The sequence below is a fragment of the Nitratireductor aestuarii genome (assembly GCF_014641695.1).
Lineage (GTDB): Bacteria > Pseudomonadota > Alphaproteobacteria > Rhizobiales > Rhizobiaceae > Chelativorans > Chelativorans aestuarii.
Window position 1 is genome coordinate 261596 of record NZ_BMIF01000005.1, and the last position, 24669, is coordinate 286264.

A 24669-nucleotide genomic window follows, 5' to 3' on the forward strand; every position below is an offset into this window, starting at 1 on the left:
ATGAACCAAATTCTTATTTCCCGCCGTTCTATCCTTCGTGGTGGTGGAGCTCTGGTTGTCAGCTTTGCTATGCCATCCGTCGCAAGCGCCGCGTCAGCAGAAAGCCTGAGCCCTGCCGGAAAGAGTCTCTCGGGCGAAGCCGTCGACGGCTTCCTGTCGATCGGCACAGACGGAATTGTGACCGTTTATTCCGGCAAGGTTGACCTCGGAACCGGCGTTCCAACGGCACTTGCACAGATGGTGGCCGAAGAACTCGATCTGACCCTGGATCAGATCCACATGATCACCGGCGACACTGCCCTGACGCCGGACCAGGGCACGACCTCAGGCTCCAACTCCATCATGAAGGGCGGCATGCAACTGTGTGCGGCGGCGGCCACCGCTCGCAATGCCCTCTTGAAGATGGCAGGTGAAAAGCTGGGCGTTGCTGCAGACGAACTGACAATCGAGGCGGGCGTCATCAAGCCGTCTTCTGGCGGCGAAGGCATTGGCTTCGGAGAGCTGGTGGGAGGCAAGACGTTTGAACTCGCCATCGATCCGGATGCCAAATTCAAGTCGCCGGATACCTACAAACTCGTTGGCAAGTCGATCAAGCGGTTCGACATTCCGGGCAAGGTCACCGGCACGTTCGACTACATCGGTGACGTCCGCGTCGACGGCATGGTGCATGCCCGCGTGATACGGCCAGCGGCAATCCATGCAGATCTCGTCTCGGTGAATGAAGATTCCGTCAAGGATATCCCAGGCCTCATCAAGGTCGTGCGCGAAGGGAATTTCCTCGCAGTCGTTGCCAAGACCGAATGGGCGGCGGTCAAGGCTGCCGATGCCCTCGAAGTCGAGTGGAGCGATTGGAAGGGTCTGCCGGACCAGTCGAAAATCTATGACTATGTCCGTAACAGCGAGATCGACAAGACCGATGTGGTCGCCACTGCGGGCGATGCTGCCGGCGCCTTGGCCAACGCGAAAAAGACCCTTGAGGCGACCTATTCCTTCCCGATCCACTCCCATGCTTCGCTCGGACCCTCCTGTGCAGTGGCTGACTTCAAGGATGGCAAGCTCACCTGCTGGTCACCCTCGCAAGGCAACCATGCGCTGCAAAAGCAGCTGGCGGAGATGCTGCAACTCGATGCGCAGAACATTCGCATCGTCTATGTGGAAGGCGCAGGATGCTACGGCCGCAACGGTTTTGAGGATTGCACGGCGGATGCGGCCCTCCTCTCCAAGCTTCTCGAGGTGCCGGTGCGCGTACAGTGGATGCGGCACGACGAACATGGTTGGGATCCGAAAGGGCCGCCAAGTCTTGCGGACCTGAAGGGCGCGATCGATGACGACGGAAAGATCGTCGCCTGGGATTCACAGTTCTATCACGCCCAAAGCGTGGGCAACGCTGTGACGCTCGTCGCGGCCGACCTGGCGAAACTGTCTCATCAGCCTGGAGGCCGTGCCGGCAGCGTTCAGGGCAACGCTGATCTTGGCTACAAGCTGCCGAACGTCCAAACCTCCGTGCATTGGGTGAAGAACACCCCGTTCCGCGCCTCGTGGATCAGAACGCCTGGAAGGCTGCAGAACACCTTTGCAAATGAATGCTTCATCGATGAACTGGCGGCTGAGGCAAAGGTTGACCCCTTCGATCTGCGTCTGAGCATGTTGGAAGATCCGCGCGGTCGTGAAGTGATGGAACGGCTCCGCAAGCTGTCTAACTGGGAGACTAGGCCCTCTCCTGCCAGCAATCAGGAGGGCAACATTGCGCGCGGTCGTGGCGTTGCCTACTGCCACTATCACAACACGTTTGCCTATGTGGCCGCAGTCTGCGAGGTCGAGGTGAACAGGGAAAGCGGTGAGATCAAGGCCACGCGGTTCTATGTAACGCACGACCTTGGACAGGTGATCAACCCGGACGGGCTGATCAACCAGGTCGAAGGCAATGTGTGCCATACGCTCAGCCGTACTCTTCATGAGGAGCTACAGTTCGACAACTCCAGCATCACCAGTCTGGACTGGGTGAGCTACCCGGTCCTGACCATGACGGGGGCGCCGGAGATCATCGTCGAGCTGATCGACAGGCCGGAAGAGCCTCCGATGGGCGGTGGCGAGCCTTCGGCGGCCATCGTGACTGCAGCTGTCGGCAACGCCATATTCGACGCGACAGGTGTGCGGCTTCGTCAGGTGCCGTTTACCCCCGAGCGCTTCAAAGCGGCTGCCATGGACTGAACAGACAAGAGGCTAAGAAAAGGATTGTGCCGGTGAACCCGGCACAATCCACGACTCAGGAGACGCACCCGAGGTTTGCCTCGGAGGTGTTCCGCAGATCGACTAATATGCGCACAACACTTGATCCGGTACTGCGGCGTCATATATGACTATCGATAGTCATATGGAGCGACGCCATGAAGGAAATTCAGCTCAAGGACGTCAAAGCCACGCTGTCAGCGGTGGTTGATCGCGCAGTGGCCGGAGAGCCGACGGTGATCACACGTCATGGTCGCAGGGAAGCGGTGCTCGTTTCCTTCGAGGAATGGCAACGCATCTCGAAAGTGCCAGAGTTTGCTGACTTGCTCCTCGCCTTTCCGGGCGAAGCGTCAGATATTCCTGCCCGCTCCCGCAAGCCAGCTCGTGCCTTGCGGGAAAGCGGTGCCTGATCTTGTATCTTCTGGATACGAATGTCGTGTCGGCAGACGCGCCCACCAAGAGCAAGGTTGGGGCCGAAACGTTCGCGTCCTGGATGCGGGCCAACAGTGACCGACTTTATCTTTCCGCTATAACTATCGCCGAGATCGAAGCGGGGATTGCTCGCGCAGAGAGGATCTCAGCGACAACGAAGGCCGCCGGGTTACGCCGATGGCTCATGGCCATAGAGCATTTTTATGCCGGGCGCGTCCTGCCATTTGGGGTGGAAGAAGCCAGGTATGCAGGAGTTATGCTTGATTTGGCGCGCGCCCATGATCCGGGCTTCGAAGACATTGCCATCGCGGCTACTGCAGCTGCTCACGGCCTCACTGTACTGACGGCCAACGAACGTCATTTTGAGCCACTGGGTGTCCCATTCGCAAACCCCTTCAAGCAATTGCCCGTCACGTAAGCCTACCCTAACCGATCGAATAGTGGATCGGCTTAAAACTTCCACCATTGCTGGCAGGGGCCGAACAGGCCGTGAGGCCGATGATCAGATCCATGTGCGCGCGGAAACGGATGAAGTCGCCTGCCTTGCTCAATGGCGGCAGCACCTTCAGCTTTCCGGTCGCGCCATCCACCGGCACGTTCATGAAACAGTTGAATGCGACCGGGATTGCATCTTCAGCGATCCCATAGGGCTCCAAAGCATGATGGAGGTTGCCGAGGCATCCCTGGTGCGGCGGCTCATTATCATAGCACAGGCGGAAGGTCGCCTCGCTGCAGGGTGTGAGCAAGAAGTCATGCCGGCCGACCGTGTCCTCGATGATTTCCAGCATCACGTTGGAACGGTTGGAGTAGAGCAGATTTCCGGTGGTGAGATAAATGCTCTCGGCGTAGTCGAGGGTCCGACCCGAAGATATCATCTCTGCCGTATCCACGCGGGAAACTGCCAGAAGGTCTGCAACCTGCCCGCCCAAAGGATCGATGACAGTCAGGATCTGTCCGGCATCAATCGTGAAGGCGGTTCCCGAGCGCGGCGGTATCTCCTTGATGTTATCGCCCATCAGGGTGCTGCTCCTCGAGTGCCAACGGATTTGCTGCAGTGGGTGCGTCCTTGCGGTGGTAGGGACAGCTCCAGCCATCGGGCACCTTGCGGCCGCTATACTGCCGCGCTTCAGAAATCGTGCCGTGGCGCGCGAGCATCGGGTTGATGCTGCCGGCCAATTCGAGATCACGTTGCAGGATCGAACCACGCAGTTTTTCATATCGGTTCTGGGCGCGAAGGGCCTCGAACTGATCGTGGAGGTTGAAGACCATTGTCGGATAGAGGAAGCGCCGAGCGGGGCGGCTGGCCTTTGGGTGAAGCCCGACGACAAAGAAAGCCTCGCCACCGAAGCTTAGGGAGAAATGCGGATCGTCAGGATCAGCGCTGACGCGCGGGTCCGGCGTTTGTCCACGCCAACTGTCCTTTTCTGTCAAACTTTGAATCCGATCCCACAGGTGCTGTTCGAAACGTGGTTCTTCGAGATCTTCTGGTCCCTCGAAGATCACCGCAAAGCTCGTGAAAAGCATGGGGTCTTGTTGATAGCGCCACGCGAATTGCAGCAGCTGGTCATGGATGTCGACATCATTCCACGCGCTATCGATGCTGCGGGCAACATAGGTGGTCAGTTGTCCCTTTCCCAACGCGGACTTGGCGCCGACGCAAGGATAGGATGGGTCCCGGATAAACTCTTCCAGGGCACTTTGTGGATCAGACAGCATGTTGCTTCGGGGTTGTTGAGACTGCGTGGACAACGGTTCGACCACGATCCCGTTCCATTGGCCCTGAAATCAGGCACACAGACGATACTTTTCGCATCCGACCGAGGCAGGCGCTTGGCGCATTGTTCCTGCAGTTTTTCTCTGCAACACTGCCCTCTGGTTTTGAAAAGGGAGAGCAATGAAATTTTTCTCGTTTGGTGCCATTGTATCTGCTGTCGTGATCTCGAGTTCGTCCCTGGCGCTAGCGTCCGGACTTTCCGAGGGAACCCGCTCGCAACTTGCCGGTCACATCGCCAAATATGAGCCGCGAATGACGGAGGTTGCCCACCAGATCTGGAGCAACCCCGAGCTCGGCTATCTCGAAACCGCTACGGTAGATGCACTTACCGGCGAACTCGAGCAGAACGGCTTTGAGATCGAGCGCGGCGTCGGCAATATTCCAACGGCATTCGTCGCCACGGCTGGCTCAAAGAGCGGCCCGGTCATAGCAATCCTTGCAGAGATGGACGCACTTCCCGGCTTCTCGCAGGATTCCATTCCGGTTCAGCAGGCAGTTGAAGGTATCGAAAGCGGCCATGCATGTGGCCATCACCTTTTTGGCGCAGGATCCGTCGCTGCGGCAATCGCTATCTCCAAATGGATGCAGGAGAACAACGTCGAGGGTCAGGTCCGTCTCTACGGAACCCCGGCTGAGGAAGGCGGATCCGGTAAGGTCTACATGGTCCGCCAAGGTTTGTTCGATGACGTCGACGTCGTCCTGCATTGGCATCCCTCAGACCAGAACTCGGCCAGCCAGGGCCGTTCGTTGGCGAATGTCAGCGCCAAGATCCGGTTCCGCGGTGAATCGGCTCACGCGGCAATGTATCCCGAGCGAGGACGTTCCGCCCTCGATGGCGTCGAAGCCATGCATCACATGATCAACCTGATGCGCGAGCACATCCCTCAGGAGACCCGCGTCCACTACATCGTCTCGAACGGTGGAGCAGCGCCCAACGTGGTGCCGGATTTTGCCGAAAGCTACCTCTACGTCCGTCATCCGAACCCGGCTGTCGTGCAGGATGTAATGGAACGCATCGAGAAGGCGGCCGAAGGAGCAGCACTCGGAACCGGGACCGAGTTTTCAGTCGAACGCATGAGCGGTGTCTATTCGGTTCTCCCGAACGACACACTCGGCCGCGTCCTGGACAGCAATCTGCGTACAGCACGGCAGATCGAATGGAACGATGAGGAAATCGGGTTCGCAACGGAGCTGCAGAAGACGTTGCGCGCAACCCCGCCCCTCAGCAAGGTCGGAGAGGTTGAGGAATATTCCTTTGGCGAACAAGGCTTTTACTCGACAGATGTCGGCGACGTGAGCTGGGTCGCACCCACCGTGGGTCTTGGGACGGCCACCTGGGTGCCGGGTACTGCCACGCACAGCTGGCAGGCCGTTGCAGCCGGCGGCATGTCGATTGGATACAAGGGAACACGGCTGGCTGCGGAAACACTGGCATATACCGCGGCGGAACTCCTGCAGTCACCTGAGCTGATCGAGAAGGCGAAAGCCGAGTTCGATGAAGCACGGGGAGCCAACTTCTCCTACTCAGCCCTGCTCGGAGATCGCGAGCCGCCTCTGGATTATCGCGTTACCAAATAATCCGCGGAACCAGGGATCGAAAGTGGCGGGTTGCACTGGATGCAATCTGCCACTTCGACGACGCCTACGTCCAACGCGCCTAAAGATGAAAATCACCGGAGGACTCCGGCTGGTAGATCACCTTCTCGATCACCACGCGTCGCGTACGCTCGGCAACCATACACTCGATGGCCTCGCCCTCCTGGTATCCCAGAATTGCGGTGCCGACATCGGAAAGGACGGAGAGTTTCCCGGAACGCTCGTCGGCATCCTGCGGATAGACCAGTGCCACCTGCTCCCGCTCATCATCCAGGCGCAGCATGACCTCCGAGTTCATCGTCACAACATTTTCGGCAACCTGCCGGGGGCCGACAACAATGGCTCTCTCGATTTCGTGTTCGAGTTCCATGCTGGTGACAACTTCAAGCCCCATCAGGCTTTGAAGCCGGACCTTATCGATCTCCGTCACGTAGATGTCCCCACGATCTGCCATTGCACCTTCGCGCAGGAGCTGCAGATACCGGCCGGCCGGCATGGAAAGGGAATTGAGCGTTGGCGTTTCCGGCCCAAGAATAAAGCCGCAGCGCTGAAAACTCTTCAGCGAGCGCGCATTGCAGGGGTGAATCTTGGCAATGACGCACTCGGCTCTCATATCCAGGAAGGCAAATTTCAGACCTTCGCGGATGGTACTGGCGCCAAGCCCCCGACCCCAGGTGTCATGATCGCCAATGACCAGGACGATCTCGCACTGACCGCCAGCCTTGACCAGGCGGACAAAGCCCACCGGGACGTCATTGCGGTCGTAGGCCATGAAGAAGCGGCCACCCTGATTGAACAGATGGGTGAGGATCGGCATTGGAGATCGGTCGATAGCCTGCGCGATGAACCGGGATACACTGCGGGAGTCGCTCAGGAAGCGAGTGACGCGTTCATCTTCCAACCAGTTCATCAGGATCTGGGCATGCGTCCGGGTGATCTCGGGTCGCAGCGATACAAAAGGCTTTTTCATCTTTCGCCACCGTGGTCGCAAGAATGAAAGCCTGTCACGGTTGCTGCCGTGCTGGTTCTTTCGGTGAGGGTTAAATTCGAAGCCACGCCATACAAAGATCCACCCTAGAAGGCCAGCCTTGCCATCTGGCTTCGATTTCATTTTCCATTTGCAGCCATAGATTGATCACATTTCGGAACCCTGCGCCTCGATTGAAGTTTGCCCCTAAACAGCAGGCAGGAGGCTCAAGATGCGATACTTTTTGGCAATGTTGACCGGATTAGCAGCCACACTGGGTGTGTTCGCGGGTGGCGTAGCATTTGCGGTGGCCTACTTGTCCGCTGAACCGGTCGCGGAGCAAAATCTGAGTTCGGCATCGTCCGTGGCCTTCTCGACCACTCCGCGAAAGATCAACCCGGCCGATCAGAATTACGAACGGATTGCAAGCATCTTGCCGCCTGATACTCTGTCCGCCAGCCAGGTGGCTGAACTCGTGCAAGATGACGTGACTGATCAGATGACCACCGCTTCCACGACACGTGAGGAAGCACCCAAGGTTTCGTTGAGCCGCGAACATGTGGCCTGGTGCAGCAAGCGCTATCGCTCCTACCGTCCGGAAACCAATAGTTACAGATCCTACAGCGGTCGCAGCAGAGAATGCGTATCTCCCTATGATACGAAGCCCGTGATTGTGTCTGTAGAGGCTGATGCCCCCTACCAGGAAGCTTCCGTGGCGGAACCCTATCGGAACGATGCTTCAGCTTTCGCCATGAGCGCAGACCACGTCTCATCGTGCTTTGCTCGGTACAACTCGTACCGCGCTGAAGACAACACGTACCAGCCTTATGGCGGCGGACCGCGTGTTCAGTGCGAGTAAACTTGATCAGCGGCGAATAGATCGGCTGCAAGTTTGCGTGCTCAGTGAGCCAGAGCTCGCCTTGGTTCAGTCGATGTCAGAAAATCCGGAACCTTGGTTGCCGATATCGGGGGACTGAAGAGATACCCCTGAACAATGCTGCAACCGCTGGCTTTCAGGTAACGCACCTGTTCCCAGGTTTCGACGCCCTCGGCCACTGTCTGGATCCCAAGTCGCTTTGCCATCTGAACGACAGCGTCGATCACGGTTGTGGCCTTGAGGTCCGTGGAGTCGATTTTTTCGATGAAGGACCTGTCGATCTTGATCACGTCTACAGGCAATTGCTGAAGGTGGGTCAAGGAAGCATAGCCCGTTCCGAAGTCATCCAGCGCCACAAGCGCACCCCAGTCCCGCAGCGCCTGAAGCTCGCGTGATACTTCGTGTCCGAAGTCGCCGATCAGCACTGTTTCGGTCACTTCAAGTTCGATGTGATCGAGCGTCACCCCGCTCTGCTCCGCCAGTGACCGCACTCTTTCACTCAGTCCCTGCTGCCTGAAGTCGCCGCCCGACAGGTTGATGGCGATCCGCCCGACGTCGATGCCTTGCGCGTGCCAACTTGCAAGGTCCGACAGAACCTTCGAAAACATCCTGTCGGTTAGCTGCACACCGATTTCCGCGTCGGAAAATGCAGCCGCGATTTCCGAGGGAGGCAATATGTGGATGCTCTCCTTGCGAATGCGCAGGAGCGCCTCCCACCCGATGATGTGGCCTGTCTGGAGATCGATCTTCGGCTGGTAATAGGGAACCACCCGATCCTCTTCCAGCGCCAGCTTTGCGGCAGCCAACATGCCGGCTCGCCGTTCCGAAGCGTCCCTCAGCGAAGGATCGAATTCGACCACCGTTCCCGGTACGCCGCTCTTGGCGGCGTAGAGCGCAAGGTCGGCAGCAATCAGCAGGTCGGCAATCTCCTCGCCGTCGCGTGGCCAAAAGGCCACCCCAGCGCAGTGGCGGATCTGGACATGCATGTTCTGGAAGGAGATTGGCTTCCCCAGGATAGCGCCGATCCTGGCCATGGGTTCGGTGTAGTCCTGGGGGGATGAAAGATTGGGGAGGATGATCGCAAATTCGTCTCCTCCAAGTCGGGCAATGGTGACGTCAGGCGCCACACAGGCCCGCAGGCGCTTTGCGGTTTCCTCAAGAATATAGTCGCCTGCAGAATGACCGAGCGTGTCATTGACCTGCTTGAAATCGTTGAGATCAAGCACAATGAGTGCAACGAACTTGCCCGTGTCCCGGGCGGCGTCAATCGCCGCCTTCTTTCTGATGCGAAACAGGGTGCGATTGGGCAGCTTGGTCAGCGGATCATGGAAGGCTGCCCAGTTGAGCTCGGCTTCAGCCCTTTTCTGCTGCGTTATATCCAGCATGGATCCGACAAGGCGTGTCGGCTCTCCGCTACCACTGCGGACGATGACACAGCGGGTGCGGACGTCGATCCAGTCTCCGGATGCAATCAGAAAGCGGTATTCCTCGCTCCAGGAATCGGCACCATTTTTGAGCGCATGTTCCTGGCTTGCCAGCACGCGCGGCAGATCGTCCGGATGGATGTGTTCAAGCCACCACTCCAGGCCAGTTTGTTGGGCAAGTTCCGGATAACCCAGAACATCCATGTAAGCCCCGCTCCAGGTGGCTTGCTGGAGATCGAACGACCACTCCCAAATGACTTCGTTGGTGGCAAGCGCTGCAAGGCGGTAGCGCTCCTCGCTGTCGCGCAGAGCAAGCTCGGCAACGACCTGGTCGTGCACGTCTTCCAGACTGCCGTACCATGCCAGAATCTTTCCGCTCCCATCACGCCGTGGGCGGGCTCTGGCCCGGAACCAGCGATAATTGCCTTCGGCAAGGCGAACGCGATAACGGACGTCGAGGCCCTCATCCCCTCCCCTCAAGAGAGCCCTTCTCCAGATCAGCGTTGTCGAAGGAAGATCATCAGGATGGAGATAGGTCATCCAGTGGTAGCCTATGGCACTTTCCGGCGACTGCCCCACCAGATCGCCCCATCTGGGAGCAACCTCGGTGATGTTCCCATCGGGATCCGCCACCCAAGCGATTTGTGGGCTTAGCTCGACATAGGCGCGATGGTGCCTCTGGCTCTCCTTGAGCTCGGCAAGCGCTTTCTGAAGCTGAGCGTGCTCTTTCGCTATCCTGCGAGCCGCCCGTTCTGCTTGCAGCGTATAGACGATCACCGCCGCAAGAAGGATGAGGAACGCCGTAACCACCGCCCAGGCCAACTGCGCACCGGACGCGGTCCAGTCCAGATCCGGCGAAGGATCGCCGGGCAGGACGGTGACACCGCTCATGGCCACGAGATAGGTTACGAGGACTGCGAAGAACAGCATCACGGCGGCAGGCCAGGCAAAGACCTCATCTCTGAACCTGACCAGAAGATTGCCGCCACATCCGGCCAGCACTATTCCGCACGCCGCTGCCACGACGACGACCACCAGATTGGTCTCAACGATGCTTCCAGGCACCCGCAACGCGTTCATGTTCATGAAATGCGTGACGGCTATGCCTGCGCCAACCCAAGCTCCGGCCAACGTCCCCCTGTCGCGTCTTGAAAGAACGGTAACGCCACCGATCATTATCAGACTGGCGGATATCACTAAGGAAAGTGCCGTGAAGAGTAGATCAAAGCGGGGGTTGAGATCAGTTCTGAACCCGAGGAGCGCTGTAAAGTCCGTAGCCCATATGCCAAGGCCAATGATCGAACCGGCAAGCACCAGCCAGAACAAGCGGCTTGCCCTGGGGTGCGGCTTCATGCTGTGCTGAGCAATTGCAACGCCAGTCAGGCTCGCCAGAGCACAGATACCGATAGCCAGCGCTACGAACCGGAAATCGTGGTCTATGGCTACGATCTCGTAAAGACTGAACATCAAGCGGCTACACTCTGGCAGGGTTCTTGCGTAGCCATTGCCGGCACGTCGTTCTACTACTTTAAACGCTGCGCAAACATAGCCAAGGTCAATCTACTGAAACCAGACTTTCAATGCTAGCTGCCATAAGCTGGCTACCACCAGATGTCGAACAGGTTTGACGCTCACTGCCCGTTCAACTGGTTGCGTAGATCGGCCAACGCTCGGATGGCATCACGATTGCCGGTTCCGGCAGCGGCTTCCAGCACACGGCTCGCATCCCCCAGCCGATTGAGCTTCATATACGCATATCCCCGGAGAACCATGAGGTCCACTCGTTCCGGTGCGATCTGCGCGCGCTGGTCAAGCGCGAGGAGCGCTTCCGCATAGCGTCCGCGTTCGAACGCGCCAAGGGCACGTTCGGCAAGTATGCTCGTCTGCAACTCGATCGTACGGGAGGGTTCCTGACGCGCCTTGGTTGCAGCGACTGCCGCCTCGTTCACCAGCCCGGCCCGCAGATAGGCGAGACTTTGACCATAGGACGCATCGCTTCGCACACGGTCAGTCCGGCTGCGGAGCGCCACTTCAAAAGCCTGGGCGGCTTCCAGCGGACGGTTCAGGTCCATCAGGCACCAGCCGCGCGCAAGAGCAGCTTCGGGCGCTAGTGTTTCAGGATGGACGAAATCCGAACAACCGCGGCGATAGGAGGTCGAAGAAGAGCGCGTTTGCGGAGCTCTGGTGGCAACTTGCGGTGCACTTGTGCTTGGGCGCGGGGGCGCCGCGCTCGTATCTCGAACCCTGACATCGGGTGCAGTTTGAACCGTCTGTGGCGCTGGGGCGGCTGTTTGTGGGGCAGCGGTAGCCGTCTGCGGCGGCGTCACCATGGGAGCGGTGGTCGCCGGAGCCTGTGCCTCGGTTCCGATCAATTGGATGCGTTCGGACCGACCCTGCCACCGCTGCTTCATCGCAGCCAGCTCGGCCGTCTGACCCAGCTGGAAATAGCTGACGCCAAGACCATAGGCGGCTTCCTCATCATCGCTCTTCCATTGCAGAGCGAGGTTGAACCATGCCTTGGCGGTTTCGTGCTGCTGCCATGCCCGGGCATACCAGCCCAGCTGATTGGCGGCGATGACATCTTTCGCCGCCGCGACTTCAGTCACGATGCTGCTCAGAACATCGGGGCTCAGAGCCGGACGGGGCTCGGTGCCAAGAAGGTTTGCCACTGCGGCAAGATAGACGCTTCGACTGTCGTCATCATCAGCGCGCCACCGGTACATGATGCCTTCGGCGTCTGCGAACTTTTCGCGTTCAATCAGGACGAGCGCGATACCTCTCGCGGCCGAAGCCGTCTGTTCGGCTTCGAACGCCTGACGGAACCATTTTTCCGCCGGGTCGATATTCTCACGCCGCAGGTAGTACCAGCCAAGAAGCAGTGCGTCCGAGGCCTTCTTTTCGCGTTCAGCCAGCTGCTCGAGCCTGGTGAGCTGTTCAGCCGGCACGACAACCTTCTCGTCTTCACCCGCCTCCGCCACGACGGCACGCGCCAGATCGTCGCGGAACGGTTCAAACTCGCCGATTCCTGCTGTCTTCCGCTCGAGCTTCAGCAGTTCGTCAATGTGGGACCTGGAGAGGTTCTTGGAGGCGTTCTGGATTGTAGCAAGCCGCTCGTTCGGGTTCTCGCAATTCGTCAGAACATATCGATACGTGTCGAACGAGCGCTGTTCCCGGTTGGTTTGCGCAAAGGCTTCCGCAACACGCCAGAGCACATCGACTTCACTGCACGTGAGCAATTCCGACTTCTCGGATGCAACCTTGATGACGGTGTCATACTGCTTGAGATCCGAAGCATTGATCAGGCGTTCGCGCGCTTCCGCAAGCTCCAGCCGGTCGATGAGATCCGCCGGCGGGCTCCACCCACTGTCAGCGGATTGACGCTCGGCAATCTTCTGGCGCACCTCTGCCAGCCTGCCTTGCGAATAGAGATCCCAGATTGCATCCAGTTCCGGATCCGTCTGAGGTGGGGCACTCAGGAGGTCAGTAGGCGGAACCCAATCGGGATAGAGTGCGCGCAACCGGGCGATTTCGATTTCCAGGCGCCGGGTGTCGCCTTGCCGGGCGAAATAGCGCAAGGCGGATTCATCGACCTCCGGTGTTGCTGCTGGTGCCGAAGGTTCAGCCTGCGCGAGGATCAAGTCCCCCGCGTCATCCGTTGCGACCTTAGGATCGCTTCCAAGCGACATAGGTGCTGCAAGCACCAGCGACATGGCGATCACACTGACAGACTTGGCGAAACTCACAGACATTCCCGCCGCTCCTCCCGTATGTAGGCCAGGGCCAGCAGTTGAAGGGTCGAAGGATAGTAGAGGGTTGGCGCAAAAGTCTGCAGATCCTTGGGCAAGCGCGTGCCATCGAGAACGCAGGCTGCGAGGCCGGAAATGATGCGGTAGCCCGGGTCCCTTAAGACGGCCGTTTCCTTCCCACTGGAGAAATCAACCAGCACGATCGATCCGTCTTCCTTGGTCATCCCGTCGCGCAAGCGCCGGAGGAGCTCTTTATCTCCAGTGTTCGCACGGATCAGGTAGAGCGGGATGCGCACCGCATTGTAGCCGAACTCGGCCGGAAAGCCCGTTGCCGGTCGCGGCGAAGCCTCCGCCGATATCCAGTCGGCCGGGAGCTTTCTGCTCCCGAAGGAAGCTTCCTCCAGCAAGCTCACACCGCTCCGGGAGAGGTCCGTCCAGTCCGTGCCTGTGCCGAGCTGGTCCAGAACAGGAAAGGCCTCGAAAACCCAGTAGGACAGATTGACCACCGGACCATCGGGGCGCGCGTCCTTTCCGAACCCAGCGACGCCGGGCAGGATCAGGAGCTTGTCCTGATGCGCGAACACAGAACTGCGCCCCAGCGCGGTAGCGATCGATTTTGCGCTGGTAGTAAACCGCTCCTCCTTCCACGCTGCCCCGGCGAGGGCGAGCGAGTAGGCGATGAGAATGTCACCGTCGGAAGCGTTGTTCAGGTCGGTGATGTGAGGCTTCTCGTTGGGATCCCATCTCCATGCGGCAAGATTGTCATCGCGAAGCAGGAGCTCGCGCTGCGTGAACGACCATATGCGTTCGAAATCCGGCCGGTTGCCCCCCAGGAAGGACAGGAGCAAGCCATAGCCCTGCCCCTCGCTGTGGGAAATGCCGCCATTTCCGTCATCAACCACACGGCCTTCGGCGGACACAAAGCGGGCGGAGTATTCGGCCCATTCTTGCTGGGTAATAGCCGCATTGGCCATGGATGATACCATGCACAGGGATGCCAGACCGGCAAGAAGGCCGCGCCAGCTCATTGCCGTCTTCCCAATCGGGAGAGCAGCGCCGTGGTTACGACACCCAGTGCAACGCAGGCAGCCACCAGAAGAAGCGCATAGGAAAGGATGTTGCTCGACAGCCAATTGGCCACGATGAGACGGAAATTGCTCAAGGATGGGGCTTTGGTCTGCACCAAGCTGACGGATGTCGCCGGTATGGTGTCGATGGTTTCCAAGTCGCTCTCGAGTGTCACAAGCCGTCCAGCGATCCGATCCCAGTTTGAAACTGCCGTGAGCGCGGTCGCTCCTTGTCTCAAGGATTCAATATCGGATGCACTGACGAGTGTCCACACGCCGTTGTCGGCCGGATTTTGCCCCTGCGCCAGAAGTATCGTGGATGACTGCCGCGGCATGTAGGCAGCCTCCTCCTCAGGCGTAAAACGAAGCGCGCTGAAGCTCAGGTCAAACGAGCGGATGAACCAGTCCTCCAGACGGCTCAACCAGGTCTGCTGCTCCATCTGCTGCCGCCAGGACTCCGCATCTGCCTGGACAGGGTTGGCTCCTGAGGGAGCGTTTGAATTGGCCGGGATCCAGGACCGTCGGCTCTCCTCAGCTACATTTACCTGCGACAGGACACTTGGCGGAATGGAGTTGATGGCGCCAATGAAGATCGCGTCCTGCTGGGCCGTGGCGTCCACCGATGTGGTGAAGGAAACCGGCACGGTTCGCCCAGCGGTCTGCGCCATGCGCCCCAGCAGATCTGCGGCGACGGAAAGCATGGGAGCGTCAGACCGCTCCAGGAAGATAGGTGTCGGATCGCTCTTGAGACCATACGGATAGCCGGTACCCGCCAGCGCTCTCAGATTGGGTCGCTGCGCGATGCGCGCAAAGTCAGGCACCACGAGCCGCGAGGTGCCATACAGCGCAAACCTTGGCTTGGCGTCGACGCGGGTCACGACGGGGCAAGCCTGATCCTCGGCAGTCAGCAGGTTTGCCACGACATCCACATTGTTGAGACCCGGCTTGAAGTGGCGCATGGTCAGCGGGACAGGGAGCTGCTCCATGATCGCGCCGCCTTGCGTACTGAGCGGAATGGATACGGCAATCGATCCATTGACGTAGATATTGATGAGGCTGCCGGGCAGGACATCTTCGCTATAGATGGCGTCGAGGAGGATCCTGGCCTCTCCGTAGGAAGCTGCGTAGAAATCAGCCGGAACGGCAAACTGGAAGCTGGTCGAGAATACCCTTCCCGAAAACTGTTCGGAGCGTACTCCGAGTTCGCTGAAGGGAATGTCACGGCGGCCATAGATCATGGGCGCGTTGGGGAGCCGCCATGACTCGGTGACAATGGATTCCCGCTGACGTCCGGCTTCGCGATTGACTGGCGCTGCCAGTTGCTCAAGCGCCGCCAACCACTCGGCCCGATCACGTCCGCTCACGACAAGGGTCGGAGTTCCATCCGCGGTCGGGGCAAATGCAGTGAAGGGTCCGGCAGCTGCTGCTGCGGGGAGTTCCTGGGCCACCGACGAGAGCTCGGCATTCGTTCCAAGCAGCACCCTCAGCGCGGCGTCCTCTTGTTCCGCGGTCGGGCTGCTATCGATGACGTACTCCAGGTTCGGCAAAGCCGCATAGAGCGCGATCGCCTGCGTCAGCTTCATGATGTCGGCGCTGAAATCGCCTCGCGCCATCCCCGGCGCGATGACTGCGATCTTCACCTTGCCCGAAGCATCGGGAGCAATGCTCCGCAGATCCTCAAGGCCTGAGAGCCGTGTAGCCGCCTCATCCGCGAAGGACAGATACGTTCCTTCGGAGCTTATCCCTGTCCACAACTCATAGGTGGATTCAATGGTGCAGTCGGTGCGGTGACGTTGCGAAATGCGCACCGTTACCTGATTGCGCCCTGTCCGTAGCAAGTCAGCGGGGACGTCGGCCGTGAGCTGCGCCCCTCCCTCGGATCCCCGAATGGGGGTTTCCGCAACCACCACGTCGTTGATGAGGAATTGAAGCTGGGAAGACTCCGGGGCAACCACAACCGCATTGCTATAGGCAAGGTGGAAGGTTGCCGGGGCTTGGGCTTGAGCCTCTGTCAGATGAACAACCCAGCTGCGCGAGGCCATTTCCCCACGCAGCGTAAGGTCGCCGGTCGGCAACAGCAGGCGGCGGTATTCGCGCGGCGCCATGGCGCGTGGCGACGACGGTTGCCTCGGCGTTGCTGAAGGGGGCGTCGGAAGCTCAGGTGCGGTTGTCTGATCTTCCTGCACCGGTCGTTCAGGCGACATGTCGAAGGGAACCTGCGCATGAGCCACCGCGGCCGTACTGCATGCAAGCAGAAATGCGAGCCCGTACCGTCTCATGACCGGGCACTCTCTGCGGGGGCGCGCATCTGCCGGAAGAAATAGGTGAGCCCACGCCAGGTCTGGAACAGGGCAAGGCGCAGGAACCAGACGGTGCCGATCACGACACCGGGGTTCCGACGACGGGCGGTCTGGAACTTCGTCCACTGTTCCTCATTCGCAAAAACGAGGTCAGCCACCAGGCGGTGGTGCTCAGGTTCGGAACGCTCATACTGGCATCCGATGACATAGATGCCGCCTTCCTTCGCATGGTTGCGGATGACGACAGGCAGGGTTCCCGTCGCATCACTGGACAGGAGCTTGAAACGCAAACCGCTCCTGCCCTCAGCAATCAGCCTTTCAGCCTCCTGCCCATGGACGCGCAGCCTCGCCCCGTTGACCGACACGTCTTCGATCGTTGCCGGCAGCCATGTTTCGCCATCCCCAAATTCGCATCGGCGATGAACCTTGATGCGCCTGGTGCTGGTCCATTCGCGCCGTTCCGAAACGACGCCCAGCGCACAGCCAGCGAAGATAAGGTTGAGGATGTTCCAGCCACCCACCACCAACGTCACATCGGCCTTCCAGGGCTCTGCGTATAGACGCCAGGCGGTGACGCCGACGGCAAAAAGCAGCACGCCAAAGATGATGAAGAACGGGCTACTGAGCTCGGATAGCCGTGCAACCGTCACCGACTCGTCCTTTGCCGTCACCTTGAACGTTGGCTTGCGCGGATTGAGCATCACGGAAATCACGGCGGGCAGCAGGTGTATGGACTGAATGTATTCGTAGAGCTCGGAGATCCAGGGCCAGCGGAATCTGCCGTAGAGGTAGTTCTGCATCATGAGGTTCACCATGACATAGCTCATGGTGTAGGCCAGAAATTCGCCGCCCGAAGCCGTGAACACCTGAAGGTCCAAGAACAGGTAGAACAACGGTGCAATGAGGAACATCGTCCGCGGGAACGGGAACAGCCAGAACAAGGTCGAAGACATGTAGCAGAGCCGCTGCGGGATGCTCAGGCCACGCTTCAGGGGCGGGAAGCGGAAGCGCAGGATCTGCATCATGCCCTGCGCCCAGCGGCTGCGCTGACCGATGAAGCTGGCAAAGGTGGCGGGCTGCAAGCCGGCGATGAGCGGCTTGTCGACATAGACGCTGCTCCAGCCGCGTGAATGCAGTTCCACCGCGGTTTCACAGTCTTCGGTGATGGACACGCCCGAGAAGCCGTTGGTCTCCTGGAGCGCTGCGCGGCTCAGCACCGCAGCCGAGCCGCAGAAGAAGGCGGCATCCCATTTATCGAGACCGCGCTGAATGATGCCGTAGAACATTTCATTCTCGGACGGCATCTTTTCGAAGGTCCTGAGGTTGCGTTCGAGCGGATCCGGGTTGAGGAAGAAGTGCGGCGTCTGGACAAGGAAGAGCTTCCGCTCCTGACGGAAGAAGCCCACCGTCTCGCGCAGGAAGTTCCGCGTCGGAGCATGGTCAGCATCGAAGACGGCGACCAATTCGCCCGTTGAGTGCGCCAGCCCGTTGTTGAGGTTGCCGGCCTTGGCCTGCTCGTTGCGCTCGCGGGTGAGATAGTTCGCGCCGAGGTCCTCGCAGAGCTTCTGCAACTCGACATGACGCTTCTGCGCGGCCTGAGCCGCGATCACGTCGTCGGAGTTCCTTTTCTGAAGCGTGCCGCCGTCGTCAAGCAGCCAGACCTTCACGCGGTCCTGCGGATAGTCCATGGCCTTCGCTGCAGCGATCGTATCGGCCAGCAACGAAGGTTCCTCGTTATAGGACGGAATGAACACATCAACTGTCGGGAGGTCGGCATCGTCGAGGAGCGGAGGTTTTCGCGACGGCAACGGCTTGGCAACGATGAAAAGGCTGAGCGCCAGCATGAACACGCTGTACATTTCGGCCAGATAAAGCAGCACGCCGGGAATAAAGTTCTCGGGCTGGTTGATGGGCGGGATGGTATTGGTCGTGCGCCAGTAGACGTAACGCAGCACAAGTGCTGTGCCCAGGCCGAGAGCAATGAGGCGCCAGGTGCCACCCAGACCCAGCAGCTTGATGATGATCATCAGCGCAAGGACAACCCCGCCCACGACAAGATGGGTCTGGAGGTTGATGGGGAGCGAAACGACAAACATCATGCCCGCCGCAAGGATAGCCCAAAGCAAGCCGACCACTACATTTGTCATGCGAATTCCTCGCGGCCTGTCCATGCCGGATCTCGACTTTTCTTGTTGTTGTTCTTGAGAAACGGAGCGCTCTGCATGGCTCCACTCACCTAGTTTGCTTCCGCCGGCGGTAACGGAACGATCGGCGCTGGGCCTGCTGCCGGTGCTGGCGGAAATCCTGCTGATGGCGGCGGCGGGACGATCGGAGCATTGTCAGGCAAAGGCTGCGGTACAACCGTCGGAGCCGCCGGCGCAGGTTCCGCCGCTGCTCTTGGGCGTGGCCGAACTGCGGGGCGTGGCGCCTCCTCGACGGGTACTGTCGAGGTGATCATCGCCGGCCCGCTCGCCGTGAGTGGGTGGATCGGTTGCCCGGTATTCCCGAGACGTGGGTCAGCGGGCGGAACAACGCCGTAGGGATTCCAGCTGATGCCCCCGATCGATGCGTTGATCGTATAGCCGTACATCACGGCAAGCAGGTCCTGCTCGCTTGCTTTCGCCTCGCAAAGCCGAAGCCTTACCTGTATCGCCCCACGGTTGATGAAGGTTGCATCAGATCGCGTCGCCCTGATCCGCTGCCAGGCAAAGATGCAAAGATCGTTCGCGCTGGAACGGCCTATCGCATAACCGAAGGGACCATAGCTGTTCTGCGCGTAGAGATCGGATCGGCGCATGGGAACGCCGGGCAGCAGCTCGCGCATCTCGCGCGCGACTTCGGAATTGGAGAGGTGCCGTTCGACCAATGCCGTGTCGCCGCCATCCTCTCCGACAGAACCGAAGATCTGGATGCGCAACGTGTTATGTCCTGGCGTTGCTGCCGAGGTGGAGAGGATGATGTCCTGCTGGACGGCGTTGGAGTAACGTCGCTCGATCACGCTGATGACAGCGGGGCCTCCGGGCGGCGGCAGCGCCATCGCCTGCGTCGGTTCCCTCACCTCGTTAACAGCTGAACGCTGAACGTTCGTGGTCTGCCCACATGCGGCCAGGAGCACGCCCACGACGACAATCGCCGGGAATCTCATGCGAGAAACCGCGGATTGCATAACGTCAGTGGGAATTGTAGAGCTGGTTGTGACCATCCCTGCCTAAGCCGCCTCAGCCGAATCACCTTCAACTGTGACAGTAGGAAGAGATATAACTGTTCTGCAATAGTATTATGTTAAGTAAAACTACAAAGGCTGCTTTCGAGCGCGTGGCTGATCAGCGCACATTCGTGCTCAGAAACGTACGCGGACTGCGGCGCCGATGGTATGGGCGTTGCCGCTTTCGCTGAACGATCCGAAATAGAATAGTCCGGCGTCTATATCGCGATTGATCTGCGCATCCACGCGCATCTCCACCGTAGCCGCATGCCCTGCAGACGCGGAAGCCGCGACCCGGAACGGGCCGGACTGGGCGAACCGATGCTGGCTCTCTGCCATGTTACCGTCGAGGTTGCGTCTATAGCCAACTGCAATGCTGGGTCGCACGGTGACGCCATTGCCAAGGGCATAGTTGGTGGAGGCGCGAACGCCGATCTCTGCGTCGGTCCTCGATAGCCGATTGCCGTTCGACGAAAGGTTGGCGTCGCCCGCACCCGTCTCGTTGAAACCGTCCGTGCGCAGGTAGAGGTGCGACAGACCTGCAAAGGGCTCAATCCTGATCTGGCCGTAGTCGAATGCATAACCAACCTCACCGAAGACGTTGGCCGACAGAGCGGAATACTGGCTGCTGGCTCTTGCCTGCAACGCGCCCACGGAAATGGCGCGATCGAGTTCCACCGTGTGCGATGTGACACCCGCCCCCGCCCGGGCTCGCCATGATCCTGAAGACCAGGCGCCATAGGCAAGAGCGCCGATGCTGGTCACGTCACCCTCCGTGGCACGCGCAGCGTTCGAGAGGTTTGTCTGAGTGTAGTGACCCGCAAGGCCGACCCGCACACTTTCCGCAGGCCGGAAGTCGACGCCCGCAATTGCAGAATGCGCCCTGTAGCGAGCTGCAGCTCCATTGCCATCCGTGTCCCGATCGGTCGTCGACGTCTTGATGTCAGTCCAGACGCCCACTCCGGTGGAGTCGGGGCGAAGCCGCCTGAGCACGGACCTGCGGGCACCATCATCTGCCAGCGCCATGGCTTCAAGCGCGTTGGCATGCCCCTCGCCCGAAAGGTTGTCAAAGGCATCCCGCGCGGCGTCCGCCGAAAGCGGCAGGACCGCATTAAACACCGCGTTTCCTGATCCGAGTGTTTCGACTGCCCCGGCCGTCGCCCGCTGGTTCGGCGTGTTGGCGACACTCTCGAAACTGGTGTCGTTTCGCAGGAATGTGAGGGTGAGCGCCGCTTGACCGTAGTTGAGGCTCGGATCGACAAATGCGAACGACGCATCAATCGACGCGAACTCGCCATCGATCATCGTTGCAGTGAGAAGCTCGTAAGGCGTGCCGACCGAGATCGCTTCAACAGGGTTCACGATCAACACGCCGCCCAGAAGTGCTGAACCTTCAACGATGAACCTTCCGGATTGGTTCTCCGCAACTTCAACAGTGGTAACGGCATCTTCGCCCAGGGTGAGGTCGCCACCGATCGTGAGCGGGCTCCCCTCGGCGCGAGCCAACAATTGGCCCTCAACCGTCGTTGCCCCGACGCGGCCACTGCCCAGAAGCGTCCCTTGAGTACCCACAAATACCGCAGACGAGCCAATGTCGCCATCAACCCGAAGACGCCCCTCATCAACATGGGTGTCACCCGAGTAGGTATTGGTTCCCGTCAGGGCAAGCTCGCCGCTACCCGTCTTCACAAGCGAACCGGTCCCGTCAATCGTGCCTGAAAATTCGGTTGAGCCGCCATTTCCGCCAGCCGTCAGCGTGGCGGTGGCAAGGTCCACCGACCCGCTCCCCGCGAGCGACCTGATCTGTTGGTCAAAGTCGCCGAGCGCAAGCGTGGCGCCATCTTCTATCGCGAACGCGGATTCTGCCGCGAAGGCATTTTCACGCCCGCCTTCGAGCGTGCCGCTCTCAACAATGGACGGGCCGGAGTAGTTGCTGCTACCCGCAAGGTTCCAGATGCCCGACCCACGCTTGACTACTCCGCCACCATTTCCGCCATCGTTGATGGTGCCCGCGAAAACCTCGCGCTCGCTGTCGTTGCCGACCGCCAGCACATTGCGTCCGAGCTGGACATCGCCAGCGCCATCAAGAGATCCGAGACCGACCTGTCCGTTCGCCCCCGCGATATTTAGCTCAGAACCCGCATCAAGATGAAGCTGAGCAGAGCCTCCATCCGCCTCATCGCTGAAGCTGATCGTCGCGCCTTCCCCCATCGTGATGGAAGCATTGGCAGCCACGGCCCTGCCTGCAAAGCGCAGATCTGCTGCGCTCGTGATCTGGGCGTCCCCGGCGGAGGCATCGTCGACGAAATTGATCGACCCGCCAGCATTGCCGACGATCTCCGCCTCATTCGCGGAGCTGCTTCCGGCGAACTCAAGATCGCCACTGACCGTCACCAGATTTGTGCCGGCGTCGGAACTGTCATCAAACCGGGCGCTGGCGCCCTCGTTGACGACAAGATTTGCGCCTCCCAGAGATGCACGGTCCCTGAAAAGCACTGTGCCGTTGTTCTGGATCAGGCTGGTAGTGCCGCCCTGGGCATCGTCCCGAAAGACAAGGCTGCCGCGTTCGTTGTTCGTGATCAGTGCGCCATCGAGCGAAGACGCGCCGGCAAAGGTCGTCTGGCCATTGTTGGTGATCTGCGCGTTGCCCGCATTTGCGCTTTCGTCAAATTCCAGCGCCCCGGACGTGTTGACCACGATGACCGCAAGTGCGGCATTGGATCGCCCGGCAAAGCGGCCTGTCCCGTTGATCGCTACCTGCGACGTGCCTGCATCTGCATCGTCAGCAAACGAAAGACTTCCGCCTCCGTTGACGACAATATCGGCATCGTGTGCCGTTGAACTGCCGGAGAAGTCGATGCGGCCGGCCTCGTTCGCGACGAGCGAGGAAACGGAGGCGGTGGAACTGTCCTCGAAACGCGTCTCGCCGCCGTTGTTGATGATGCTGGCAGACGACGCCGTGGCGTTGTCTCTGAAGATGATCGCGTCGCCCGGTGCGGTTTCAAGTTGAGCTGATCCTGCGGAAGCATCGCCATCAAAGACGGTTTCCGTGACGGCTGCAGGCTGAATATCAGATGCAAGGATCTGGAACGGCGCAGGTTCGCCCTGCAACTGCTGACCCCATGCCATGGCGCTGGAAAGCGAAATTGTGCTGGTACAGGCCAGCCATACAAGGCTTCGCATGAGGGACTCGAATCATACGTGGTAACAATTCACATATGAAACATTCTGTGCCGGCTGGACAAGTCAGTTCTGCTCCTTCGCCGGCCGATCAAGCAGAACCACAAAAGATTTGCGCTGCCCTGAGATCATCATGGGCAGCGCAGATGTTGCAAGGAACTAGGGTCCGCGATCAGGCGATCCCGTGACTTGTGCAGGAAGCTGAGCATGACCTCGCGGCATTCCGCGGGCTTCTCGATCTGCAGCAGGTGACCCGTGCCTGGCACGTAGTCGAAGTCGTAACCCTGCTCCAGGCCAAGCGCCTGGTTTGCTCGACCGGTGATGCCGCCCTTCATTTCAGGATCAGCACCGATCAGCTTCACCGGACCGCCCGCCTCTGATGCCGGCGGCCAGAGGTTCAGCGTCAATGCGCCGAGGTAGATCGTGGCTTCCAGCTCACGCTGGCAGCTGAGCTCATATCCCTCGTCGGTCTTGCGCAGCACGGCTCGCGCCATGTCTTCCTGCGCTTCCGGTAGCCAGTGCTGCGAGGCTCGGCCTTCCCGATAAAGGGCAAGCATCTCTTCTTCCGAGCTGAAGCGGTCGGGTCGATTGCAGGCAAACTCGATGAGCTTGTGCTCGAACGTCCGCATCGGTTCGTAGAGCTCGTGACCACGCGGCGGAACACTTGGCGGATCGAACAGGACCAGCGCATCCCAGACCCATCCCATCTGCACGGCGTGCTTCAACGCGGAGCGCGCGGACATGGAGTGGAAGATGCCGGCGGTCTTCTTCTTGCCCCAGCGGTTGGTTGCCGCCTCGAAAACGGAGCCCACGTCGCGAGCAAACTGAAGGTAGTTATGGCCGTCGCCCCCGGCAGGCTTGTTCTGCCCGTGGTTGCGCATGTCGAAGGCCACGACTTCGTAGTCTTCGAGCAGCGGCTCCCAGAACACCCGATATCCGTCAACGGCGAAGCCATTGCCGTTGGTGATCATCAGGCGGGGTTTGTCGACATTCCCATGACGGCGCAGAATGATTTCCGCGCCATCGGTCATGACTGCGACATGGGTTTCCAGTGGTGCCAACGGCTCGCGCATCAGTGCCTCGCCAGGAACGATTTGACTGCTGCGGTGAACGCGGGCGGGTTTTCGAGAGCGCTGATGTGCCCTGCGTCGGGCACGATCACATGCTCCGCGCCTTCGATCTTGGCAGCCGCTTCGGCGAGCTTTTCCGGGGGCGCACCCTTGTCCATCGCACCGCCGATGATGAGCGTCGGCGTGCGGATCTCGTGCAAGCGAGGACCGTAGGAAAGTGTCTTCAGCGCTTCGCAGCAACCTTCATGACCTACCGGATCGGTGGAAGCGATCATCGCCTTCACCTTCTCGATGATGGGCAGACCGGAAGCGACCGACTGCGCCGTAAACCAGCGTTCGATGGTGGAATCCACCAGACCGGCCATTCCGTAGGCGCGCGCCTTGTCGATACGGCCCTGGAAGTAGGCGGCGTAATCTGGCGGTGCATCCGGGCGGGAGTCGCAGGCGACCAACGAGCGCAGACGGTCACCATGCTCGATCGCAAGGCCGTAACCGATCATGCCGCCGATCGACAGACCGATCCAGTGAGCCTTGTCGATGCCAGCCCCGTCCATCAGGCCGATTGCGTCCTCGATGAGCATCGGGAACGTGTAGGGTCCAGGCACGGCCTGGCTCTTGCCGTGACCGCGATGATCGTAACGCAGGATGCGATAGTCATCCTTCAGCTCTGCAACCAGATCGTCCCAGAGCGTGAGATTGTTGGCGAGTGCGTGGGAGCACACGATCCAGGGTGCGCCTTCCTTGCCGTCGATCGCGACGTTGAAGGCCACGCCATTCGTTTCGATGATCATGATACCACGAC

17 protein-coding genes are annotated in these 24669 nt (G+C 59.8%); 5 read left to right on the forward strand and 12 right to left on the reverse strand.

The genetic code is table 11. The features are described 5' to 3' along the window. The 3 genes from IEX27_RS10565 (at nt 1) to IEX27_RS10575 (ending at nt 3079) form a co-directional block, all read left to right on the forward strand. Nucleotides 1-2211: a xanthine dehydrogenase family protein molybdopterin-binding subunit gene (locus tag IEX27_RS10565; protein ID WP_188721011.1), complete on the forward strand. Its 2211-nt coding sequence runs from the start codon at nt 1-3 to the stop codon at nt 2209-2211. Between the two features lie 176 nt (nt 2212-2387). Further along, nucleotides 2388-2639, forward strand: a complete 252-nt coding sequence (locus IEX27_RS10570; protein ID WP_188721012.1) for a type II toxin-antitoxin system Phd/YefM family antitoxin — start codon at nt 2388-2390, stop codon at nt 2637-2639. Between the two features lie 2 nt (nt 2640-2641). Further along, on the forward strand, nt 2642-3079 hold the full coding sequence (locus tag IEX27_RS10575) for a PIN domain-containing protein (protein ID WP_188721013.1): 438 nt from the start codon (nt 2642-2644) through the stop codon (nt 3077-3079). 7 nt (nt 3080-3086) lie between these two features. Here the strand turns inward: IEX27_RS10575 and IEX27_RS10580 are convergent, their stop codons facing one another. Both IEX27_RS10580 and gntA read right to left on the reverse strand, forming a co-directional pair. Continuing rightward, nucleotides 3087-3677, reverse strand: a complete 591-nt coding sequence (locus tag IEX27_RS10580; RefSeq protein WP_188721014.1) for a DUF1989 domain-containing protein — start codon at nt 3675-3677, stop codon at nt 3087-3089. After that, nucleotides 3667-4377: a guanitoxin biosynthesis heme-dependent pre-guanitoxin N-hydroxylase GntA gene (gene gntA / locus IEX27_RS10585; protein ID WP_188721052.1), complete on the reverse strand. Its 711-nt coding sequence runs from the start codon at nt 4375-4377 to the stop codon at nt 3667-3669. Before gntA ends, IEX27_RS10580 begins: the two co-directional genes overlap by 11 nt. 178 nt (nt 4378-4555) lie before the next feature. Between gntA and IEX27_RS10590 the strand changes: the two genes are divergently transcribed. Further along, nucleotides 4556-6013 (forward strand): amidohydrolase, encoded by a 1458-nt coding sequence (locus IEX27_RS10590; protein ID WP_188721015.1) that lies wholly within the window; start codon nt 4556-4558, stop codon nt 6011-6013. A 79-nt stretch (nt 6014-6092) separates the two neighbouring features. Here the strand turns inward: IEX27_RS10590 and IEX27_RS10595 are convergent, their stop codons facing one another. Next, on the reverse strand, nt 6093-7001 hold the full coding sequence (locus tag IEX27_RS10595; RefSeq protein WP_188721016.1) for a bifunctional GNAT family N-acetyltransferase/nucleoside diphosphate kinase regulator: 909 nt from the start codon (nt 6999-7001) through the stop codon (nt 6093-6095). 229 nt (nt 7002-7230) lie between these two features. Here IEX27_RS10595 and IEX27_RS10600 point away from each other — a divergent pair, with 229 nt between their 5' ends. Further along, nucleotides 7231-7857, forward strand: a complete 627-nt coding sequence (locus IEX27_RS10600) for a BA14K family protein (protein WP_188721053.1) — start codon at nt 7231-7233, stop codon at nt 7855-7857. 41 nt (nt 7858-7898) lie between these two features. Here the strand turns inward: IEX27_RS10600 and IEX27_RS10605 are convergent, their stop codons facing one another. The 9 genes from IEX27_RS10605 to IEX27_RS10645 all read right to left on the reverse strand — a co-directional run bounded on the left by IEX27_RS10605 (nt 7899) and on the right by IEX27_RS10645 (nt 24658). Beyond that, a complete protein-coding gene (locus tag IEX27_RS10605; protein WP_244630322.1) occupies nt 7899-10766 on the reverse strand; it encodes a bifunctional diguanylate cyclase/phosphodiesterase in 2868 nt (955 codons plus the stop codon). Nucleotides 10767-10930: 164 nt separating this feature from the next. Beyond that, nucleotides 10931-13048, reverse strand: a complete 2118-nt coding sequence (locus IEX27_RS10610; RefSeq protein ID WP_188721018.1) for a tetratricopeptide repeat protein — start codon at nt 13046-13048, stop codon at nt 10931-10933. Beyond that, the gene (locus IEX27_RS10615; RefSeq protein WP_188721019.1) at nt 13039-14073 is read right to left on the reverse strand and encodes a family 8 glycosyl hydrolase; all 1035 of its coding nucleotides are present in this window, start codon (nt 14071-14073) and stop codon (nt 13039-13041) included. Before IEX27_RS10615 ends, IEX27_RS10610 begins: the two co-directional genes overlap by 10 nt. Continuing rightward, complete coding sequence (locus IEX27_RS10620; RefSeq protein ID WP_188721020.1) at nt 14070-16391, reverse strand: cellulose biosynthesis cyclic di-GMP-binding regulatory protein BcsB; 2322 nt, start codon at nt 16389-16391, stop codon at nt 14070-14072. Before IEX27_RS10620 ends, IEX27_RS10615 begins: the two co-directional genes overlap by 4 nt. Beyond that, nucleotides 16388-18511, reverse strand: a complete 2124-nt coding sequence (gene bcsA / locus IEX27_RS10625; protein WP_373869878.1) for a UDP-forming cellulose synthase catalytic subunit — start codon at nt 18509-18511, stop codon at nt 16388-16390. Before bcsA ends, IEX27_RS10620 begins: the two co-directional genes overlap by 4 nt. A 137-nt stretch (nt 18512-18648) precedes the next feature. Continuing rightward, a complete protein-coding gene (gene bcsN, locus IEX27_RS10630) occupies nt 18649-19557 on the reverse strand; it encodes a cellulose biosynthesis protein BcsN (protein ID WP_188721022.1) in 909 nt (302 codons plus the stop codon). A 195-nt stretch (nt 19558-19752) separates the two neighbouring features. Then, on the reverse strand, nt 19753-22800 hold the full coding sequence (locus IEX27_RS10635; RefSeq protein WP_188721023.1) for an autotransporter outer membrane beta-barrel domain-containing protein: 3048 nt from the start codon (nt 22798-22800) through the stop codon (nt 19753-19755). Between the two features lie 128 nt (nt 22801-22928). Further along, nucleotides 22929-23870, reverse strand: a complete 942-nt coding sequence (locus IEX27_RS10640) for an alpha/beta fold hydrolase (protein ID WP_188721024.1) — start codon at nt 23868-23870, stop codon at nt 22929-22931. Continuing rightward, the gene (locus tag IEX27_RS10645) at nt 23870-24658 is read right to left on the reverse strand and encodes an alpha/beta fold hydrolase (protein ID WP_188721025.1); all 789 of its coding nucleotides are present in this window, start codon (nt 24656-24658) and stop codon (nt 23870-23872) included. The genes IEX27_RS10640 and IEX27_RS10645 overlap by 1 nt, the downstream gene beginning before the upstream one ends. Nucleotides 24659-24669: the final 11 nt, after the last annotated feature.

Bases quoted from the DNA above. Each gene is read 5' to 3' on its own strand.
- IEX27_RS10565 (WP_188721011.1), top strand. From the start codon at position 1: ATGAACCAAATTCTTATTTCCCGCCGTTCTATCCTTCGTGGTGGTGGA.
- IEX27_RS10570 (WP_188721012.1), top strand. From the start codon at position 2,388: ATGAAGGAAATTCAGCTCAAGGACGTCAAAGCCACGCTGTCAGCGGTG.
- IEX27_RS10580 (WP_188721014.1), bottom strand. From the start codon at position 3,677: ATGGGCGATAACATCAAGGAGATACCGCCGCGCTCGGGAACCGCCTTC.
- gntA (WP_188721052.1), bottom strand. From the start codon at position 4,377: ATGCTGTCTGATCCACAAAGTGCCCTGGAAGAGTTTATCCGGGACCCA.
- IEX27_RS10590 (WP_188721015.1), top strand. From the start codon at position 4,556: ATGAAATTTTTCTCGTTTGGTGCCATTGTATCTGCTGTCGTGATCTCG.
- IEX27_RS10595 (WP_188721016.1), bottom strand. From the start codon at position 7,001: ATGAAAAAGCCTTTTGTATCGCTGCGACCCGAGATCACCCGGACGCAT.
- IEX27_RS10600 (WP_188721053.1), top strand. From the start codon at position 7,231: ATGCGATACTTTTTGGCAATGTTGACCGGATTAGCAGCCACACTGGGT.
- IEX27_RS10605 (WP_244630322.1), bottom strand. From the start codon at position 10,766: ATGTTCAGTCTTTACGAGATCGTAGCCATAGACCACGATTTCCGGTTC.
- IEX27_RS10610 (WP_188721018.1), bottom strand. From the start codon at position 13,048: ATGTCTGTGAGTTTCGCCAAGTCTGTCAGTGTGATCGCCATGTCGCTG.
- IEX27_RS10615 (WP_188721019.1), bottom strand. From the start codon at position 14,073: ATGAGCTGGCGCGGCCTTCTTGCCGGTCTGGCATCCCTGTGCATGGTA.
- IEX27_RS10620 (WP_188721020.1), bottom strand. From the start codon at position 16,391: ATGAGACGGTACGGGCTCGCATTTCTGCTTGCATGCAGTACGGCCGCG.
- bcsA (WP_373869878.1), bottom strand. From the start codon at position 18,511: ATGATGTTTGTCGTTTCGCTCCCCATCAACCTCCAGACCCATCTTGTC.
- bcsN (WP_188721022.1), bottom strand. From the start codon at position 19,557: ATGAGATTCCCGGCGATTGTCGTCGTGGGCGTGCTCCTGGCCGCATGT.
- IEX27_RS10635 (WP_188721023.1), bottom strand. From the start codon at position 22,800: ATGCGAAGCCTTGTATGGCTGGCCTGTACCAGCACAATTTCGCTTTCC.
- IEX27_RS10640 (WP_188721024.1), bottom strand. From the start codon at position 23,870: ATGCGCGAGCCGTTGGCACCACTGGAAACCCATGTCGCAGTCATGACC.
- IEX27_RS10645 (WP_188721025.1), bottom strand. From the start codon at position 24,658: ATGATCATCGAAACGAATGGCGTGGCCTTCAACGTCGCGATCGACGGC.